This window comes from Micromonospora sp. NPDC051924 (assembly GCF_055586005.1).
The window spans coordinates 217,138-233,997 of record NZ_JBVJJA010000006.1 but is presented as its reverse complement, the minus strand read 5'-3'; the positions used below and the strand labels follow the sequence as shown (position 1 = coordinate 233,997).

General features: G+C 73.8%; 17 protein-coding genes. 2 read left to right on the top strand and 15 right to left on the bottom strand.

Features of this window, described 5'->3' with window-relative positions; genetic code table 11:
• Positions 1–27 precede the first annotated feature (27 nt).
• The 7 genes from ACZ6S5_RS07250 to truB form a co-directional block, all read right to left on the bottom strand.
• Positions 28–954: a helix-turn-helix transcriptional regulator gene (locus tag ACZ6S5_RS07250; RefSeq protein ID WP_465998642.1), complete on the bottom strand. Its 927-nt coding sequence runs from the start codon at positions 952–954 to the stop codon at positions 28–30.
• Between the two features lie 184 nt (positions 955–1,138).
• Positions 1,139–1,912 carry a 4-hydroxy-tetrahydrodipicolinate reductase gene (gene dapB / locus ACZ6S5_RS07245; protein ID WP_465998640.1) on the bottom strand — a complete coding sequence of 258 codons (774 nt, stop codon included), beginning with the start codon at positions 1,910–1,912 and terminating at the stop codon, positions 1,139–1,141.
• Positions 1,913–2,075: 163 nt separating this feature from the next.
• Positions 2,076–3,410, bottom strand: a complete 1,335-nt coding sequence (locus ACZ6S5_RS07240) for a M16 family metallopeptidase (protein WP_465998638.1) — start codon at positions 3,408–3,410, stop codon at positions 2,076–2,078.
• Between the two features lie 171 nt (positions 3,411–3,581).
• Positions 3,582–5,951, bottom strand: a complete 2,370-nt coding sequence (locus ACZ6S5_RS07235; protein ID WP_465998636.1) for a polyribonucleotide nucleotidyltransferase — start codon at positions 5,949–5,951, stop codon at positions 3,582–3,584.
• 220 nt (positions 5,952–6,171) lie between these two features.
• On the bottom strand, positions 6,172–6,441 hold the full coding sequence (gene rpsO, locus ACZ6S5_RS07230; RefSeq protein WP_007075299.1) for a 30S ribosomal protein S15: 270 nt from the start codon (positions 6,439–6,441) through the stop codon (positions 6,172–6,174).
• Between the two features lie 183 nt (positions 6,442–6,624).
• Positions 6,625–7,551 (bottom strand): bifunctional riboflavin kinase/FAD synthetase, encoded by a 927-nt coding sequence (locus ACZ6S5_RS07225; RefSeq protein ID WP_465998634.1) that lies wholly within the window; start codon positions 7,549–7,551, stop codon positions 6,625–6,627.
• Positions 7,552–7,594: 43 nt separating this feature from the next.
• Positions 7,595–8,479, bottom strand: coding sequence for a tRNA pseudouridine(55) synthase TruB (gene truB / locus ACZ6S5_RS07220; protein WP_465998632.1), 885 nt, complete (start codon positions 8,477–8,479; stop codon positions 7,595–7,597).
• Positions 8,480–8,591: 112 nt separating this feature from the next.
• Here truB and ACZ6S5_RS07215 point away from each other — a divergent pair, with 112 nt between their 5' ends.
• Positions 8,592–9,596: a hypothetical protein gene (locus tag ACZ6S5_RS07215; protein ID WP_465998630.1), complete on the top strand. Its 1,005-nt coding sequence runs from the start codon at positions 8,592–8,594 to the stop codon at positions 9,594–9,596.
• 15 nt (positions 9,597–9,611) lie between these two features.
• On the opposite strand, the gene ACZ6S5_RS07210 is transcribed toward ACZ6S5_RS07215, so the two are convergent.
• A complete protein-coding gene (locus ACZ6S5_RS07210; protein ID WP_465998628.1) occupies positions 9,612–10,934 on the bottom strand; it encodes an MATE family efflux transporter in 1,323 nt (440 codons plus the stop codon).
• A gap of 103 nt (positions 10,935–11,037) precedes the next feature.
• On the opposite strand from ACZ6S5_RS07210, the gene ACZ6S5_RS07205 reads away from it, so the two are divergent.
• A complete protein-coding gene (locus ACZ6S5_RS07205; protein ID WP_465998626.1) occupies positions 11,038–11,811 on the top strand; it encodes an aquaporin in 774 nt (257 codons plus the stop codon).
• Between the two features lie 45 nt (positions 11,812–11,856).
• Here ACZ6S5_RS07205 and ACZ6S5_RS07200 read toward each other — a convergent pair whose 3' ends face one another.
• The 7 genes from ACZ6S5_RS07200 to ACZ6S5_RS07170 form a co-directional block, all read right to left on the bottom strand.
• Positions 11,857–12,384, bottom strand: a complete 528-nt coding sequence (locus tag ACZ6S5_RS07200; RefSeq protein WP_465998624.1) for a P-loop NTPase family protein — start codon at positions 12,382–12,384, stop codon at positions 11,857–11,859.
• A gap of 603 nt (positions 12,385–12,987) precedes the next feature.
• Complete coding sequence (locus tag ACZ6S5_RS07195) at positions 12,988–13,197, bottom strand: DUF6186 family protein (RefSeq protein ID WP_465998622.1); 210 nt, start codon at positions 13,195–13,197, stop codon at positions 12,988–12,990.
• Complete coding sequence (locus ACZ6S5_RS07190) at positions 13,197–13,604, bottom strand: hypothetical protein (protein WP_465998620.1); 408 nt, start codon at positions 13,602–13,604, stop codon at positions 13,197–13,199. Before ACZ6S5_RS07190 ends, ACZ6S5_RS07195 begins: the two co-directional genes overlap by 1 nt.
• Before the next feature lie 65 nt (positions 13,605–13,669).
• Positions 13,670–14,710, bottom strand: coding sequence for a DHH family phosphoesterase (locus ACZ6S5_RS07185; RefSeq protein ID WP_465998618.1), 1,041 nt, complete (start codon positions 14,708–14,710; stop codon positions 13,670–13,672).
• Complete coding sequence (gene rbfA / locus ACZ6S5_RS07180; RefSeq protein WP_465998616.1) at positions 14,707–15,192, bottom strand: 30S ribosome-binding factor RbfA; 486 nt, start codon at positions 15,190–15,192, stop codon at positions 14,707–14,709. The genes ACZ6S5_RS07185 and rbfA overlap by 4 nt, the downstream gene beginning before the upstream one ends.
• Before the next feature lie 209 nt (positions 15,193–15,401).
• The gene (locus ACZ6S5_RS07175; RefSeq protein WP_465998614.1) at positions 15,402–15,695 is read right to left on the bottom strand and encodes a DUF503 domain-containing protein; all 294 of its coding nucleotides are present in this window, start codon (positions 15,693–15,695) and stop codon (positions 15,402–15,404) included.
• An 86-nt stretch (positions 15,696–15,781) separates the two neighbouring features.
• Positions 15,782–16,831: a TRM11 family SAM-dependent methyltransferase gene (locus ACZ6S5_RS07170; protein WP_465998612.1), complete on the bottom strand. Its 1,050-nt coding sequence runs from the start codon at positions 16,829–16,831 to the stop codon at positions 15,782–15,784.
• Positions 16,832–16,860: the final 29 nt, after the last annotated feature.

Genomic DNA, 16,860 nt, shown 5'->3' with positions numbered 1-16,860 from the left:
CACCCGCGCGACGACCGCTTTCCGCCGTCAGCCCGCCGCCGCGGCGTCCAGGAAGGGACGCGGGTCGCCCGCGCCGAGGTCGGTGATCCCCGCGCTGTGCAGGGCGCCGATGGCGAGGGTACGCCGGACCGCCGCGAAGGTGATCACGTGACCGATGGTCCCGCCCAGGGTGTGGCTGGTGGGCGGCGTGCAGGTCGTGTCGACGAAGGTGTCCGCGAGCGTCCCGTCGGCCAGCGTCCGGGCCACGAAGGCTCGCCAGTCCCGCCCGGCGACCGCGTGCCGGGCGGCCAGCCCGGTCACCGACCGGTCGCTCTCGTCCGGCCACGCGCCGCCGCGCAACGCCGAGAGCCAGTGCTCCTCCTGCGTGACCATCGCGTTGATCAGCGAACGGAGGGTCGGCCGCTCGTCGATGGTCTCCACCGACACCGTGATGGGCCGGTCGAGCATTTCCGCGTCCAGCGTGCCGGCGCGCTGGATGATCGCGGTGAGCGTGTCGACGTGGTGGTCGACCAGGTGCTGGAGGACGTTCATCGGAGTCTCCTGGTGGGCAGCCGGCAGCCGCAGGCCGCCGGGAGGCTGAAAGTGGACGCCGCTGGGGCAGGGCAGCTCCAGCTCGCGGAAGGTGAGCGGCGGACACCGCCGGACCGCGGTCGGGGCCATCCCGTACGACCGCTGGAACGCGCGGGTGAACGCCTCGTGCGAGCCGTACCCGGCCTCGACGGCGATGTCGAGCACGGTCCGGTCGCTGGTGGTGAGCCGGTGCGCCGCGCGTTCCAGCAGCAGCCGGCGCCGCAGGGCACCGGGCGGCTCGCCGGTGGCGGCGGCGACCAGCCGGTCGAAGTGGAAGCGGGACAGATGGGCCCGGGCCGCGACGTCCGCCGGGCTGACCGTCGGGTCGTCGAGCGCGACCTGCAGCGAATCGAGGATTCCGGTGAGCCCGTCCGTCGAGGTCATGCGTCCAGCCTGCACCCCAGGGCCGGCCCCGTGCCTGATCGCCGTTGCGGACCTGCGTGCGAGCCTCGGCCCGCGGTCGACCGGACGCGCCGCGGCCGGCCCCGGACCGTGGCCGCCACGGACGCGCGACGGCCGGCCGTCCCAGCGTGGTACGGCCGGCCGGCAGCCGGGCGGGCGGGGTGGCTCAGTCGAGCAGCGGGTCCAGGCCGACGGTGAGGCCCGGCCGGTTGCGCACGGCGCGCACGGCGAGCAGCACGCCGGGCATGAACGACGCCCGGTCCAGCGAGTCGTGCCGGATGGTCAGCGTCTCGCCGGTGGTGCCGAAGAGCACCTCCTGGTGGGCGACCAGGCCGGCCGCGCGGACGGCGTGCACGCGGATCCCGTCGATCTCGGCGCCGCGGGCGCCGGGCACCTCGTCCTTGGTGGCGTCCGGGGCGGGGCCGAGACCGGCCCCGGCGCGGGCCTGCGCGATCAGCCGGGCGGTGTGCGTGGCGGTGCCGCTGGGGGCGTCCAGTTTGCGGGGGTGGTGCTGCTCGATGATCTCGACCGACTCGAAGTGCCGGGCCGCCTTCGCGGCGAACTGCATCATCAGCACCGCGCCGATGCCGAAGTTGGGCGCGATCACGACGCCCACCCCGGGCCTGCCCGCCAGCCAGCCGCGCACCCGCTCCAGGCGCTGGCCGGTGAAGCCGGTGGTGCCGACCACGGCGTTGATGCCCTGGCCGATGCACCAGTCCAGGTTGTCCATGACGACGTCGGGGGTGGTGAAGTCGACGACCACCTCGGCGCCGGCGTCGGCGGCCTTGGCCAGCGGATCGCCCTGGTCGATCATCGCCACCAGGTCCAGGTCGGCGGCCGCGTCGACCGCCCTGCAGACCTCCATGCCCATCCGGCCGCGGGCGCCCAGCACGGCGACCCGGGTCGGCTCGGCCGGGTTCTTCTCCTGCTCGTCAGTCACGGGGCACAACCTATCCCAATCGGGACGCCGCCACCCTGGCGGTCGGCCGCCGTCCCACCCCGCGATCATGATCGATTTGAGCTGCGGCAACTCGGGCCCTTGCCGGCTGCGGACACCCCGATCTGCCGCATCCCGCCCCGAGCACCAAGGCCGGCGAGAGGGGTCAGGCGGAGAAGGCGGACTCGTCGAAGGGGCCGACCACCGCGAGGGACATCGGCCGGCCGAGCAGGTCGGCGGCGAGCGCGTTCACCTCGTCCAGGGTGACCGCGTCGACCCGGGCGAGCAGCTCGTCCACCGGCATCAGGTTGCCGTAGAGCAGCTCACCCTTGGCCAGCCGGCTCATCCGGGAGCCGGTGTCCTCCAGGCCGAGGACGAAGGAGCCCTTGCTCATCCCCTTGCCCCGGGCCAGTTCGGTCGCGGTGATCCCACCGGCGGCCACCTTGGCCAGCTCGGCCCGGGTCAGCTCCAGCACCTCGTCCACCTTGCCCGGGGCGCAGCCGGCGTAGACGGCGAACAGCCCGCTGTCGGCGTACTGGCTGGCGTACGAGTAGACCGAGTAGGCCAGGCCGCGCTGCTCGCGGATCTCCTGGAACAGCCGGCTGGACATGCCGCCGCCGAGCACGTTGTTGAGCACGCCGAGGGCGAAGCGCCGCTCATCGAGGCGGTCGATGCCGGGGCAGCCGAGGATGACGTGCGCCTGCTCGGTCTCCTTCGGCTCGACCAGGGTGGCGGCCGGCTTGGTGCGTACGGCCGGGGTGGCCGACCGGTGCGCGGCCGGCACCGCCGGGTCGGTGTCCAGCGGGGTGCCGCGCAGCGCCTGCCGGACCAGCTTGACCACGGCGGCGTGGTCGAGGTTCCCGGCGGCGGCGATGACGATCTGGGGAGGGGTGTAGCGGCGACGGTAGAAGCTCTGGATCTGCCGCCGGGTCATCGGGGTGACCGTCTCCTCGGTGCCGGAGATCAGCCGGCCGAGGGGGTGGTCGCCGTAGACGGCGCGGGCGAACAGGTCGTGCACCTCGTCGCCGGGCTCGTCGTCGTGCATCGCGATCTCTTCGAGGATTACGCCGCGCTCGGTCTCCACGTCGGGAGCGGCCAGCACGGAGTCGGCGACCAGGTCGCACATGACGTCGATGGCCAGCGGCAGGTCCTCGTCCAGCACGCGGGCGTAGTAGCAGGTGTATTCCTTCGTGGTGAAGGCGTTGGTCTCGCCGCCCACCGCCTCGATCTCGGCGGAGATGTCCAGCGCGGTGCGCTTCCGGGTGCCCTTGAACAGCAGGTGCTCCAGGAAGTGCGCCGCGCCGGCCTGCGGCCCGGTCTCGTCCCGGGAGCCGACGGCGACCCAGATGCCGAACGAGACGCTGCGCATCGCCGGGATCGCCTCGGTGAGCACGCGCAGCCCGCTGGGCAGGACCGTACGGCGGACGGTGCCGCCGAGCGGGTCCTCGCTCAGCGTGCGGGTGACCGCCCGGGTCGACCCGCCGGCGCCGGACGGCGCCACCCCCCGTCGCGCCGCAGGGAAAGACGAACGCCGGGTCCGGCTCACGAAGACCTGCTCTCAGTACGACGAGGGGTGGGGGTCACGGACGACGGCTCCGGGCACGGCACCGGGCCGGACCGGAGATGTCGCAGGCCGGGCGACGCCGTCAGCGTCGCCCGGCCTGTCGGTGGATCAGCTGTGCCGGGTCCGGCGACGCGGACGGGAGTCGCCGCCGCCCTCGCCACCCTCACCGCGCTCCGGACGGCCGCCGCGCTCGCGGTCGCCCCGGTCGCGCGGGCCACGGTCGCCGCGGTCGCGGCCGGCCGGACGCTCGCCACCGGCGGCCTCGCCACCGGCGGCCTCGCCGGCGGCCGGCGCCTCGGCGCCCTCCGGGCGGACCTTGTCCAGGTAGATCTTGCCGCGCTGGTCGATGTCGGCGATCTCCACCTCGACCTTGTCGCCGACGTTGAGGAAGTCCTCGACCTTCTCGACCCGCTTGCCGTCGCCCACCTTGGAGATGTGCAGCAGGCCGTCGCGGCCCGGCAGGAGCGAGATGAAGGCGCCGAACGCGGCGGTCTTCACCACGGTGCCGAGGAATCGGTCGCCCATCTTCGGCAGGGTCGGGTTGGCGATCGCGTTGATCCGCTCGACCGCAGCCTGGGCCGACGGGCCGTTGGTCGCGCCGACGTAGATGGTGCCGTCGTCCTCGATCGAGATCTCGGCGCCGGTCTCGTCCTGAATGGCGTTGATGGTCTGGCCCTTCGGGCCGATCACCATGCCGATCTTGTCGACCGGGATCTTGACGGTGGTGACCCGCGGGGCGTAGTCCGACATCTCGGCCGGGGCCTCGATCGCGGACTGCATCACGTCGAGGATGGTCTGCCGGGCCTCGTTCGCCTGCTGGAGCGCGGCGGCCAGCACGTCCGACGGGATGCCGTTGAGCTTGGTGTCGAGCTGCAGCGCGGTGACGAAGTCCCGGGTGCCGGCGACCTTGAAGTCCATGTCGCCGAACGCGTCCTCGGCGCCGAGGATGTCGGTCAGCGTCACGTACTCGGTCTTGCCCTCGACCTCGTCCGAGATGAGACCCATGGCGATGCCGGCGACCGGCGCCTTCAGCGGCACACCGGCGCTGAGCAGGCCCAGCGTCGAGGCGCAGACCGAACCCATCGAGGTGGAGCCGTTGGAGCCGAGCGCCTCGGAGACCTGCCGGATGGCGTACGGGAACTCCTCGCGCGACGGCAGCACCGGGATCAGCGCCCGCTCGGCCAGCGCGCCGTGGCCGATCTCGCGCCGCTTCGGCGAACCGACCCGACCGGTCTCACCGGTGGAGTACGGCGGGAAGTTGTAGTTGTGCATGTAGCGCTTGCGGTTCTCCGGGGACAGGGTGTCCACCATCTGCTCCATGCGCAGCATGTTCAGCGTGGTGACGCCCAGGATCTGGGTCTCGCCCCGCTCGAAGAGCGCCGAGCCGTGCACGCGCGGCAGCACGCCGACCTCGGCGGTCAGCGGACGGATGTCGCGCGGGCCGCGGCCGTCGATCCGGACCTGCTCGCGCAGCACCCGGTTGCGGACCTCGGACTTGGTCAGCGACCGGAAGGCGGCGCTGAGCTCCTTCTCCCGGCCCTCGAAGCGCGGGCCGAGCTCCTCGGCGACCTTGGCCTTGACCCGGTCCAGGGCCTCCTCGCGGTCATGCTTGCCGGCGATCTTGAGGGCCTCGGCGACCTCGGCGCGGACCAGGTCGGCCACCGCGTCGTACGCGTCGTCCTGGTAGTCCAGGAAGACCGGGAACTCGGCGACCGGCTTGGCGGCCACCTCGGCCAGCTCGCTCTGCGCGCGGCACAGCTCGCGGATCGCCGGCTTCGCGGCCTCCAGGCCGCTGGCCACGATCTCCTCGGTCGGGGCGGTGGCGCCGCCCGCGATCAGGGTCACGGCGTTCGGCGTCGCCTCGGCCTCGACCATCATGATCGCGACGTCGCCGTCGGCCAGCGCCCGGCCGGCCACGACCATGTCGAAGGTGGCTCGGGCCAGCTCCTCCAGGGTCGGGAAGGCGACCCACTGGCCGTCGATGTGCGCGACCCGGGTGGCCCCGATCGGGCCGGAGAACGGCAGGCCGGAAAGCTTGGTCGACATCGAGGCGGCGTTGATCGCCACGACGTCGTACGGGTGCTGCGGGTCGAGCGCCAGCACGGTCTCGACGACCTGGACCTCGTTGCGCAGGCCCTTGACGAACGACGGGCGCAGCGGTCGGTCGATCAGGCGGCAGGTGAGGATGGCGTCCTCACTGGGCCGACCCTCGCGGCGGAAGAACGAGCCGGGGATCCGGCCAGCGGCGTACATCCGCTCCTCGACATCGACGGTCAGCGGGAAGAAGTCGAACTGCTCCTTCGGCTGCTTGCCGGCGGTGGTGGCGGAGAGGACGACCGTCTCGCCGAGTTGGGCGATGACGGAGCCGGCGGCCTGGCGGGCCAGCCGGCCGGTGGAGAAGGTGATCTCCCGGGTGCCGAAGGACCCGTTGTCGATCACGGCGGTGCGGGATTCGGTGCCGAGTCTGGTCTCGGTCATGTGCTGTCGTGCTCCTTCGCGTCGTGGGCCCGCGACACGGGAGCTGCTCGGACGGCCGGTCTTCGATCGAAGCGCCCGGGTGACCGGCGGATGCCGGGGTGCCCGGAGGCCACTACCGGAGACCGGTACGCCGACCGGCTCCCTCTCAGGTGGTCGCCTGGCCCGGTTCGTTCAGTGGTACCGGAACGGGGGAGCGGCCGCAGGCCACTCCCCCGTCAGGTCACCGGCGCAGGCCGAGCCGCTCGATGAGCGACCGGTAGCGGCTGATGTCCTTCTTCTGGACGTAGTTGAGCAGCCGACGGCGACGGCCGACCAGCAGCAGCAGCCCACGGCGGCTGTGGTGGTCGTGCTTGTGCACCTTCAGGTGCTCGGTGAGCTCGGCGATCCGCTTGGTGAGGACCGCGACCTGCACCTCCGGCGAACCGGTGTCGCCCTCGGCGGTCGCGTACTCCGCGCGGATCTTGGCCTTGGCTTCCTGGTCGAGCGCCATGTTCTCCCTGTTTCGTGGGTCGTTCGATGAGATCCGTCGGAGCGGTCATAGCGACCGGGGGACGGACCGGTTCCTCGCACCCGCGGCGTCGTGCAGGCACGCGAGGCCCCGAGTCGGTCAGCCGACGTCCCTGCCAGACTACCAGCCCACCCCGGGCGCACCCGGTCAAGGTCGGTAAGCGGGTCAGGACACCGCCCGCCGGGTGCGCTCCACGTCCTCGGCGATCTGGGCCACCAACGGCTCGATCGAGTCGTACGTCCGTTGTTCCCGCAGGTGTGCCACGAAGTCCAGGGCCAGCCGCTCGCCGTACAGGTCGCCGGTGAAGTCCAGCGCGTACGCCTCCACCCGGCGCTCCCGGCCGGAGAAGGTCGGGTTGGTGCCGATCGACACGGCCGCGGCGAGCGGCTCGGCGCCCCGGCGGACCAGCCGGGCGGCGTAGACCCCGTCGGCGGGGACCGCGGCGTAGCGGTGGCAGAGCAGGTTGGCGGTGGGGTAGCCCAGCTCACGTCCGCGCTGGTCACCGCGGACCACCACGCCCTCGACCCGGTGCGGGCGGCCGAGGGCGTCGGCCGCCGCGGTCACGTCGCCGGCGTCGACGCAGGAGCGGATGTACGTGGAGGAGAAGACCGTCCCCGCCTCGGCGACCAGCGGCGCGCCCTGCACCGCGAAGCCGAAGGTGCGGCCGAGCCGCTCCAGCAGGGCCACGTCGCCGGCCGCCTTGTGCCCGAACCGGAAGTTGGCGCCGACCACCACCAGCGCGGCGTGCAGGTGCTCGACCAGGATGTCGTGCACGAACGCCTCGGCGGGCAGTCGGGAGAACTCCGGGGTGAACGGCACCACGCAGAGCACGTCGACGCCGAGCGCCTCGATCAGCTCCGCTTTGCGGGCCGGCTCGGTGAGCACCGCCGGGTGGGAGCCGGGCCGGACCACCTCGGCCGGGTGCGGGTCGAAGGTGACCACCACCGACTTGACGCCCAACTCCCGGGCGCGCGCCACGGCGTGCCCGATGGTGGCCTGGTGCCCCTTGTGCACCCCGTCGAAGACGCCGATGGTGACCACCGAACGGCCCCAGCCGCCAGGTGCCGCCTCGTACCCCCGCCACCGCTGCATTCCCGCTCCTCCCCTGCTCGCCACGTGCTCCGCGCCGCCGCCGTCAGGCCGGGGCCAGCACGATCTCCGCGCGGGCCCGGCCGTCCCGCTCGCTGACGATAGCGATCAGCCCGCCGTCGGGGCCGAACACCGCGTACGGCCCGGTGATGCCGGCCGGGTCCAGCGGACCGCCGTGGGAGAGGATCTTCGCCTCCTCCGGCGTGGCGTCCCGGCGCGGGAAGAACCGGTCGGCGGCGGCGTCCAGCGGCAGGTTGACCACGTCGGGCGCGCGCCGTTCCAGCTCGTCGAGGGTGGCCGCCTCGGCCAGCGGGAAGCCGCCGACCGCGGTGCGGCGCAGCGCGGTCAGGTGGCCACCGACCCCGAGGGCCAGGCCCGCGTCCCGGGCGATGGCCCGGATGTACGTCCCGGACGAGCAGGTCACGTCCACGTCCACGTCCACCACGTCCGGGGCGTCCCGACGGATCGCCAGGACGGCCAGCCGGGAGACGGTGACCCGGCGGGCGGGCAACTCGACGCTCTCCCCCTCGCGGACCCGCTTGTACGCCCGCTCGCCGTTGATCTTGATGGCGCTCACCGCGCTCGGCACCTGGTCGATCTCGCCGGTGAGCGCGGCGAGCGCGACCCGGACCGCGTCGTCGGTGACGCCGACGGTGGACGCGGTGGCGATGACGTCGCCCTCGGCGTCGTCGGTGACCGTGGCCTGGCCGAGCCGGATCGTCGCGGTGTAGCTCTTGCCGGCGCCGATCACGTAGGTGAGCAGCCGGGTGGCCCGCCCCACACCGATCACCAGCACCCCGGTGGCCATCGGATCCAGCGTTCCCCCGTGCCCCACCCGCCGGGTACGCGCCAGCCGCCGGATCCGCGCCACCACGTCGTGCGACGTCATACCGGCCGGCTTGTCGACCACGATCAGACCGTCTGTGCTCACGGCCGCCAAGCCTGCCAGACCCCGGCTCCGGGCCGGGCGGGGGATACCGCGCGGGGCGGCGAAGTGTCAGAGTCAGGGACACCTCGCCCATTTCGTGCATCGGGGAACCGCGATGACCGACGATCGGCCGGACGCCACCGCACCGCGCAGACCCGACCCGCCGGTCCCCCACGCGGGCGGGCCGGGCCCCGCCCCGGCGTGGCCGCGCCAGCCGCCCGCCGACGCCGGGCCGAGCCGGGACGACCGGTTGCGCAGCCGCCTGGCCCGGCACTCCGGGTCGCTGCTGACCGGCGTGACGGTACTGCTGCTCCTCGCGTTCGTCGGGGTGGTCGGCGTCGCCGTGCTGGTGTCGATGCCGCAATCCGACGGGCGGCCGGTGGTCTACCCGACGATCAGCCGGCCCGCCGCCGAGCCGGCCGCCACGTCCGCGTCGACACCCCCGGCGGCCGGTCCGTTCGACGGCACTCCGGCCGCCGCGTTCCGGCACGGGCAGGCGGGGATCGCCCTGCCGGCCGCGAAGCGGACCGGTCCGTTCACCGAGCAGCAGGTGGCGGCCGCGCTGGCGAAGGTCCGCACCGCCCTGGTGACCGCGCGGCTGGACCGCCGGTTCATGACCACGACGGACGCCGAGCCGTTCATCCGGCAGTTCGCCCGGGATGCCCGCGCCGACCTGCGCAAGGACTTCGCCTCCGACACCTTCGCCGCGTACGCCACCCGGCTGGCGCCGGGCGCCCGGCTCACCGCCGACCAGCCCCGGGTGAAGGGGCGGATCAGCTACCGCGCCACCAGGGACGCCGACGGCATCCGGATCCTGGCGGTCACCACCAACTTCGTCTGGGCGTACGCCTTTCCGACCGACAGCACGGCGCCGGGCGACGGGTTGGTCGTGGTGCACGACACGGTGGTCTGGAGCGTGCCGCATCCCGACGACGTCAGCCGCGGCTCGAACGGGTTGTGGATCGAGAAGGCGGACTCCTACGCCGCCAACATCGACTGCGCGGCCTTCGACAAGGGCCTGCTCGACCTGGGCGGGCCCAGTTACGGCGGCGCGGACGACCCGAACCCGGACGCGGTCTTCGACCCGGACAAGACGCTGGACCTGCCGGACACCTGCTGAGGCGTACCGGGAACCTCAGCGGACCGCGCCGACCACCGCCCAGCCGCCGGAGCGCAGCCGCAGCAGCAGCGCGACCAGCCGGAGCACCACGAACAGGGTCAGCCCGGCCCAGATCCCGCCGAGACCGAGGTCGAACCCGTACGCCAGCCAGATGGCCGGCAGGAAGCCGCCCAGCGCCGCCACGATGGTGAGGTTGCGCAGGTAGCGGACGTCCCCCGCGCCGATCAGCACGCCGTCGAGGGCGAACACCACGCCGCCGATCGGCTGCAGCGCGACGAACCAGGGCCAGGCGATCATGGCCTGCTCGCGTACCTGCGGGTCGGAGCTGAACCAGGACGGCACCAGGCCGGCGCCGGCGGCGATCAGCACCGCGAAGGCCACGCCGCAGAGGCCGCCGAGCAGGGCGATCCGGCGGGCGAGGAACCGGGCGCCGGCCGCGTCACCCGCGCCGAGCGCGGCCCCGATCAGCGCCTGCGCGGCGATCGCGAGGGCGTCCAGCACCAACGCGGTGAAGAACCAGAGCTGTACGGCGATCTGGTGGGCGCCGACCGCGGCGGCGCCGAACCGGGCCGCGACCGCGGTGGCGGACAGGAAGCTCGCCTGGAAGGCGACGCCCCGGATGAGCAGATCCCGGCTCAACACGAGCTGCTGGCGGATCATCCGGGGGCGGGGGCGCAGGGAGACCCGTTCGCGCACCAGCGCCGCCGCGAAGAGGCCGCCGGAGAGGGTCTGCGCGACGGCGTTCGCCACCGCCGAACCGGCCAGCCCCAGCCCGGCCGGGTAGACCAGCAGCGGGCAGAGCAGCGCGGAGAGCAGGTTGGGCGCGAGCACGAAGAGCAGCGGTCGGCGGGTGTCCTGGATGCCGCGCAGCCAGCCGTTGCCGGCGGCGGCGAGCAGCAGGCCGGGCGCGCCGAGCGCCGCGATCCGCAGCCACGCCGCGGCCTCGTCCGCCACCGCGCCCGGGCCGCCGACGAGGGTACGCGCCAGCCATCCGCCGCCGATCCCGATGGCGAGCGCCACCAGCACGCCGACGGTCACCGCGAGCCAGGACGCCTGCACGCCCTCGGCCACCGCGGCGGCCCGGTCCCCCGAGCCGAACCGGCGGGCCGACCGCCCCGTCGTGCCGTACGCGACGACGGTGCCGAGCCAGGCGGTCAGCGTCATCACCGTGCCGCCGACGGCGAGCGCGGCGAGCGGGACGCGGCCCAGGTGCCCGACCACCGCCGTGTCGACCAGCACGTAGAGCGGCTCGGCGGCGAGCACCACCAGTGCGGGCAGGGCGAGCGCGGCGATCCGGCGGGGTGTGGCGGCGGGGGCGGAGGTGGCGGTCTGGCTCATCGCCGCCGATCCTGGCACGCGTCAGGTAAGGGACGCAAGCCTCTGCATCACTTACCTCTCCGTACCGGGACGACCCGCCCGTGCGGCGTCGTACCGTGAGGCCATGACGGCCAGCGGCGACCCGATCGTCAACGGCGCCGACCCGGCCTGGTGGCGCCGGGTCTTCGGGGAACTGCTCGGCACGTTCTTCCTGGTGCTGGTCTCGGTCGGCCCCGGGGTGGTGAACCAGCGGATCGGCGCCGAGGTGGTGAGCCGGACCGCCGCCGTGGTCGCCCCCGGGCTGATGCTCGCCTCGATCATCCTGTTCATGGGCGCGGTCTCCGGCGCCCACCTGAACCCCTCGATCACCCTCGCCTTCGCGCTGCGCCGGGACTTCCCCTGGCGGCGCGTGCCCGGCTACCTGGCCGCCCAGTTCACCGGGGCGGTGGCCGCGGCCGGCCTGCTGGCCGGGCTGCTCGGCGGACACGGCACCGCCGGCCTGACCGTGCCCGGACCGGGCATCGGCGCTCCGCTCGCGCTGGTCTGGGAGCTGGTCCTCACCGTCGGGCTGATCAGCACCGTCCTCGGCACTGCCTCCGGCGCGCAGAACGTCGGGCCCCTCGCCGCCGTGGCGGTCGGCGGCTACCTGGCGCTCGGCGGGCTCTGGGCCTCACCGTTGACCGGGGCGTCGATGAACATCGTCCGCTCCCTCGGCCCGGCCCTGGTCTACGGGCAACCCCGGGCCTGGTGGGCGTACCTGCTCGGGCCGCTCCTCGCGGTCCCGGTGGCCGTCGGCGTGGCCGCCCTTCTCCGCGGCCGCGGCGGCGGCCGCACCAGCCGCCGCATGGCCCAGGGCACCGTCCCACCGTCCGCCACTGACCCGACCACTCGATCATGAGGTTGGCGGCAGTTTAGAAGATCGACACCGCCGCCAACCTCATGATCAACGCGGAGCGGCGGGGAGGATGGCGAGGGTGGCGAGGAAACGGCGGGTGTCGGCGGGGGTGCGGAGGCGGAGCACCGGGAGATCCGGCGCGATCGTGCGGGCGGCGGCCAGGACCCGTGGGCGGGAGCGGCGGGGATACGCCGAGATGTAGCGGAGGAACGGGAGGTCGAGCTGCTCGGGGCAGCCCTCGGGGAGGTCGGGCCGGGGCGTGGCGCGGTACGTCCAGCGGCGGCGAAGCACCCGGAACAGGCAGCGCAGTCGGGACGGGTCGCAGAGCACCAGCAGGTCCGCACGAGGCAGACGGAGATCGAGGGTGCTGCCGTAGTTGCCGTCCATCACCCAGGCCGGGCGGTCGGCGAGCGCGGTCACCTCAATGCGGAAGTCGGCCTCGGCGGGGGCGGCCCAGCCCGCGCGCCAGTAGTGCCGGTCGAGGTGGATCAGGGGAAGGTCGAGCCGTCGGGCGAGCTCACGGGCGAGGGTGCTCTTGCCGGCGCCCGAGCTGCCAACGATCAGGATGCGGCGCACCGGGCGACGGTAGCGCCGGGGACGTCGGGCGGGAAGGCAGGCGACCGGTGCGGCGGTGACGTCGGTCCAGCCGGCGTCACCGCCGGACGGCCAGCTGCGACGACTTCAGCTCGGCGCGTCTGGTGCCGCGCTGCGACCTGAAGCCCGTCGTCACTGACGGGTGTCCATCGACGTCTGCAGCGCGCGGCGCATCTGCTCGCGCGCCTCGTCGGTGGTGGTCTCGGTCTGCGGCTTGTGCTTGGTCGCCATCGGAGTTTCCTTCCAGGGTGCGGACCACCGGCACGGTGGCCCTTACGGGCGCCCGACAACTCCAGCTCGGCGCTACGACGACTTCAGCTCGGCGCGTCTGACGCCGCGCCGCGACCTGAAGCCCTCGCTGGAGCCGTCGGCCTGCTGAGCGCGCCCGGCAGCGGTCCGGGATCACCGGAGCGGCTCGCCTGGCGGCGTGAGCCCGGGTCGGTCTGACCCTGGAGGGAGGCGGCACCGGGTGTGGCGCCACCGCCCGTGACCAGCGCCGGAGAGCGCCGGTCACGCACCCAAGTTAACGTTCATTTTCCACATGCTGCCCACTGTTCCCGCGATACGGACACGGGCAGCGGCGGCTCAGCGGGCCAGGAAATGCCAGCCCAGCCACCACCAGAAGCCGAACAGACCGATCCGGCCCACCGGCACCGGCCCGACCTCGTAGCGCATGACGAAGGCGCAGACGTCGGCGAGGGACGGAATCCGCGCCCACTCCCGTCGGGCGGCCCACTCGACGGCCGCGAAGAGCAGCAGCGCGGCCAGGAAGCCGCCGATCGCCAGGGCGCGCATCACCGGCGGACCAGTCCCCAGAACGCGGACAGCCAGCCGAACCAGGCCGCCGAGCGGACCAGGTGGTCCTCCAGCAACGGGTCGGCCAGCAGGGAGAAGGTGGGGAACTCGTCCCCCACCGACACCACGAAGGTCACCCCCTCGAACACCCCGAAGACGGTGACCGGCAGCAGCCACCAGACCGCGCCCCGGGGCAACCGGCGGGGGGCGGGCCGGCGCGGCACCCGGTTGCTGAGGCCGATCCAGATCAGCGCGCCACCGGTGCCGAGGGTGTAGAGGTTGGCCTGCGCGGAGAAGGACGGGAGCTGGCCGCCCACCAGGGAGAGGCAGATCAGCACCGGCACGGAGACGATCGGGCGGTCCCAGGCTCGGGGCGCCTCGACGGTGAGCTCTCGGGGGTGATCCATCTCCCGATTGTCCTCAGCGTCACGGAGCGCGGGAAGAGCGGCACGCCCCGGAGTGATCCCTGATCTCAGCCGGTCAGCAGGGCGCCGACCAGTTCGGCGCGGATCCGGTCCACCACCTCGTCGACGCTGCCCCGACCGGTGAAACCGGCCGCGAACCGGTGGCCGCCGCCGCCGAGGGCCACCGCCACCGCGCTGACGTCCACCGCGCCCTTGCTGCGCAGCGAGACCGCCCACTCGGCCGCGGTCACCTGCTTCAGCACGCAACTCACGTCCGCCTCGGCGGTGCAGCGGACCGAGTCGATCAGCGCCTCCAGGACGTACGCCGGCTGGTCGTGCCGGGCCAGGTCCGCCCGGGTGGCGTACGTCCAGACCAGCCCACGCCCGGCGGCGGCCGCCGGCTCCAGCCGGGCGCGGACCAGCACCTCGCCGAAGAGCCGGACCGCGCCGAACGGCCGGGTGTCGAAGATCCGCCGGGAGATGTCCCCGGGGCGGATGCCGGTGGCCAGCAGCCGGGCGGCCATCTCGTGCACGGCCGGGGTGGTGGCCTCGAAGCGGAACGAGCCGGTGTCGGTGCTCAGCGCCACGTAGAGGCAGGTCGCGATCTCCGCGTCCAGCGGCACCCCGAGGCGGTCCAGCAGCCCCTCGGCGACCACCGAGGTGGCCGCCGCGTGCGGGTCGACCAGGTGGATGCCGCCGAATCGGGTGTTGGAGGCGTGATGGTCCAGCACCAGCGTCGCGCCGGCCTTGTCCAGCCGGTCGACCAGGTCACCCAGCCGGGACTCGCTGGCCGCGTCGAAGCAGATCACCAGATCCGGATCCGGGTACGCCTCGTCCTGCGGGACCAGCAGCTCCAGGCCGGGCAGCCAGCGGAACGGCTCGGGCACCCCCGGCGGCCCGGGGAAGGTCGCCTGGAGGTGCCGCACGCCGAACCGGCGCAGGCCCAGCGCGAAGCCGAGCATGCTGCCCAGCGCGTCGCCGTCCGGGTTGATGTGGCAGATCAGCAGCACCCGGGCGTCGGCGGGGAGCCCGCGTACCGCCGCGACGGCGGCCGCCCAGTCGGCGTCGGTCGGGCCGGCCGACACGCCGCCCTCGGCGGGTGCGGTCACCGGCCGACGCCGCCGCGCGGCTCGTCGTCGTCCTCGGTCTCGTCGTCGGAGTCCTCGACGTCCTCGGCCTCCACCCGGTACGGCTGGGCCTCGCCCGCGTACTGCGCGTGGGCGGCCAGCCGCTGCACCTCGGCGTCGGCGGTCCGGGCTGCGGCGAGCAGGTCGTCGATGTGCTTGACCTGGTCCTGCACGTCGTCGAGGACGAAGGTCAGGGTCGGCGAGTGGCGCAGCCCGAGCGCCTTGCCGACGGTGCTGCGCAGCATGCCCTTGGCGCTCTCCAGCGCGGCGGCCGTGCTGGCCTGGGCCGCCGCGTCGCCGAGCACCGTGTAGAAGACCGTGGCGTCGCGCAGGTCGGCGGTGATCCGGGCGTCGGTGATGGTGATCATCCCGAGCCGGGGGTCCTTGATCTGGCTCCGCACCACCGACGCGACCAGTTCACGGATGCGCTCCGCGTGCCGGCGTACCTTGGCCGGATCCGTCATGTCCCCCACCTCCAGGGTCACCCTGCTCCCTACGACGACTCCAGCTCGGCACGTCTGACGCCGCGCCGCTACCGGGAGCCGTCGGCCGGCGCCGACGGCGCGGTGCGCCCCCGGTCCGACCGTCCAACATCTCGAACACTACCCGCGCCGCCCGGCCACCCGCGCAGCGCCGCCGGCTTGCCAGGAAGGGCCCGCTGGCCCCCGGCCGCTCAGTCCTCGGCGCCGTACAGCCGGCGGCGGACCGAGAGCAGCTCGGTCTCCGGCCGGGCGGCGACCAGGCGCTCGCAGGAGTCGAGCACCTCCCGGACGTGCGCCGCCTCCGCGGCCACCACGGCCACCCCGATCTGGGCCCGGCCGTGCAGGTCGAGCGCCCCGACCTCCGCTGCGGACACCTCGAAGCGGCGCAACGCGGCGACGATCGGCCGGACGTACGACCGCTTGGTCTTCAGGGACCGGGAGTCCCCCGGCAGCAACAGGTCGAAGTGCGCGGTTCCCGTGTACACGGCGAGCAACGGTACGGCAGGGCCGCGCCCCGGTCACCCGTTTTCCGACGGCTCCAGGTCGTTGCGCGGCGTCAGACGCGCCGAGCTCAGGTCGCCGGGGCGACGGCCACCAGCACGTCCCGCTCGATCGCCTGGTCGACCCGGTGCGCCAGGCCGAGGTAGCCCGGCCCGTCCACCACCCGCAGGCCGGCGCCGGCCAGCACCGACTCGGCGGCCGCCCGGGGCGCCACGTGGGTGTTCCAGGACAGCCCGAGCGCCCCGCCGGGACGCAGCAGCTCCCGCCAGACCGGCACGGCGGCGGTGAGCAGATCGAGGGGGCTGCGGGACAGGCCCTGTTCGGTGCGGCTGCCGTGGGCCACCCCGTACGGGGCGTCGGTCACGATCACGTCGGCGCAGCGGGGGCGGAGCACTTCCCTGGCCCGGGTGGTGTCGGTGTGCAGCACAGTGACCCGTTGGGTGGCCCCGGCCCGGTGTTCGTCCCGGGAGGGGGCGAGCACCGCCTCGAAACGGCGCGCGACCAGCTTGCGGTCCCGGCGCACCGGCACCGTCTCGGCGGTGTGCTTGAGCCGCTTGCGCCGCAGCCAGGTACGCAGGAACGCCGCGTACGCGTCGACGTCCTTGCCGTCGTGCTCGACACCGATGCCGTCGTAGCCGAACATCAGGGCCTGGTTGAGGGTGGTCCCCCGACCGCAGAGCGGATCGAGGACCACCAGCTGCCGGTCCAGCATCGCGCCGGCCGAGGCGGAGGCGAGCAGGGTGGCGTTGAGCAGCAGCCGGGTGAACTGCTCGTTGGTCTTGCCGGCGTACTTGGGGATGGTGATCAGGTCGGAGTCGTACCGGGCCAGGGGAGACAGCGGCACCGGCCGCAGCAGATCCTCCCCGACCCGCTCGAAGAGCGCGTACGCCGCCGACAGGTTGGCCAGGTAGGCCAGGTCCCGGGCGCCGAGGCCCGGCCCGGGGCTGGCGAAGGTCAGGTACTCGACCCCGCCGATCCGTTCCACCGCGGCGTCCACCGGGGCCGCGTCGAGCACTCCCGAGCCGGCGAAGATCTCCAGCTCGGCGCGGGCCAGCCGGCCGGCGGCGTCGGCGTAGACCCGGTTGGTGGAGGGGGCGAGAAGCAGCGCGTACCTGAGCACGCCGGAGATTGTCCCAGCCTGCGAAAACG

What these genes read in the sequence shown, in the direction of transcription:
- ACZ6S5_RS07250 (WP_465998642.1), bottom strand. Translation starts at nt 954, where the DNA reads ATGACCTCGACGGACGGGCTCACCGGAATCCTCGATTCGCTGCAGGTC.
- ACZ6S5_RS07235 (WP_465998636.1), bottom strand. Translation starts at nt 5,951, where the DNA reads ATGACCGAGACCAGACTCGGCACCGAATCCCGCACCGCCGTGATCGAC.
- rpsO (WP_007075299.1), bottom strand. Translation starts at nt 6,441, where the DNA reads ATGGCGCTCGACCAGGAAGCCAAGGCCAAGATCCGCGCGGAGTACGCG.
- ACZ6S5_RS07225 (WP_465998634.1), bottom strand. Translation starts at nt 7,551, where the DNA reads ATGCAGCGGTGGCGGGGGTACGAGGCGGCACCTGGCGGCTGGGGCCGT.
- ACZ6S5_RS07215 (WP_465998630.1), top strand. Translation starts at nt 8,592, where the DNA reads ATGACCGACGATCGGCCGGACGCCACCGCACCGCGCAGACCCGACCCG.
- ACZ6S5_RS07210 (WP_465998628.1), bottom strand. Translation starts at nt 10,934, where the DNA reads ATGAGCCAGACCGCCACCTCCGCCCCCGCCGCCACACCCCGCCGGATC.
- ACZ6S5_RS07205 (WP_465998626.1), top strand. Translation starts at nt 11,038, where the DNA reads ATGACGGCCAGCGGCGACCCGATCGTCAACGGCGCCGACCCGGCCTGG.
- ACZ6S5_RS07195 (WP_465998622.1), bottom strand. Translation starts at nt 13,197, where the DNA reads ATGCGCGCCCTGGCGATCGGCGGCTTCCTGGCCGCGCTGCTGCTCTTC.
- ACZ6S5_RS07190 (WP_465998620.1), bottom strand. Translation starts at nt 13,604, where the DNA reads ATGGATCACCCCCGAGAGCTCACCGTCGAGGCGCCCCGAGCCTGGGAC.
- rbfA (WP_465998616.1), bottom strand. Translation starts at nt 15,192, where the DNA reads ATGACGGATCCGGCCAAGGTACGCCGGCACGCGGAGCGCATCCGTGAA.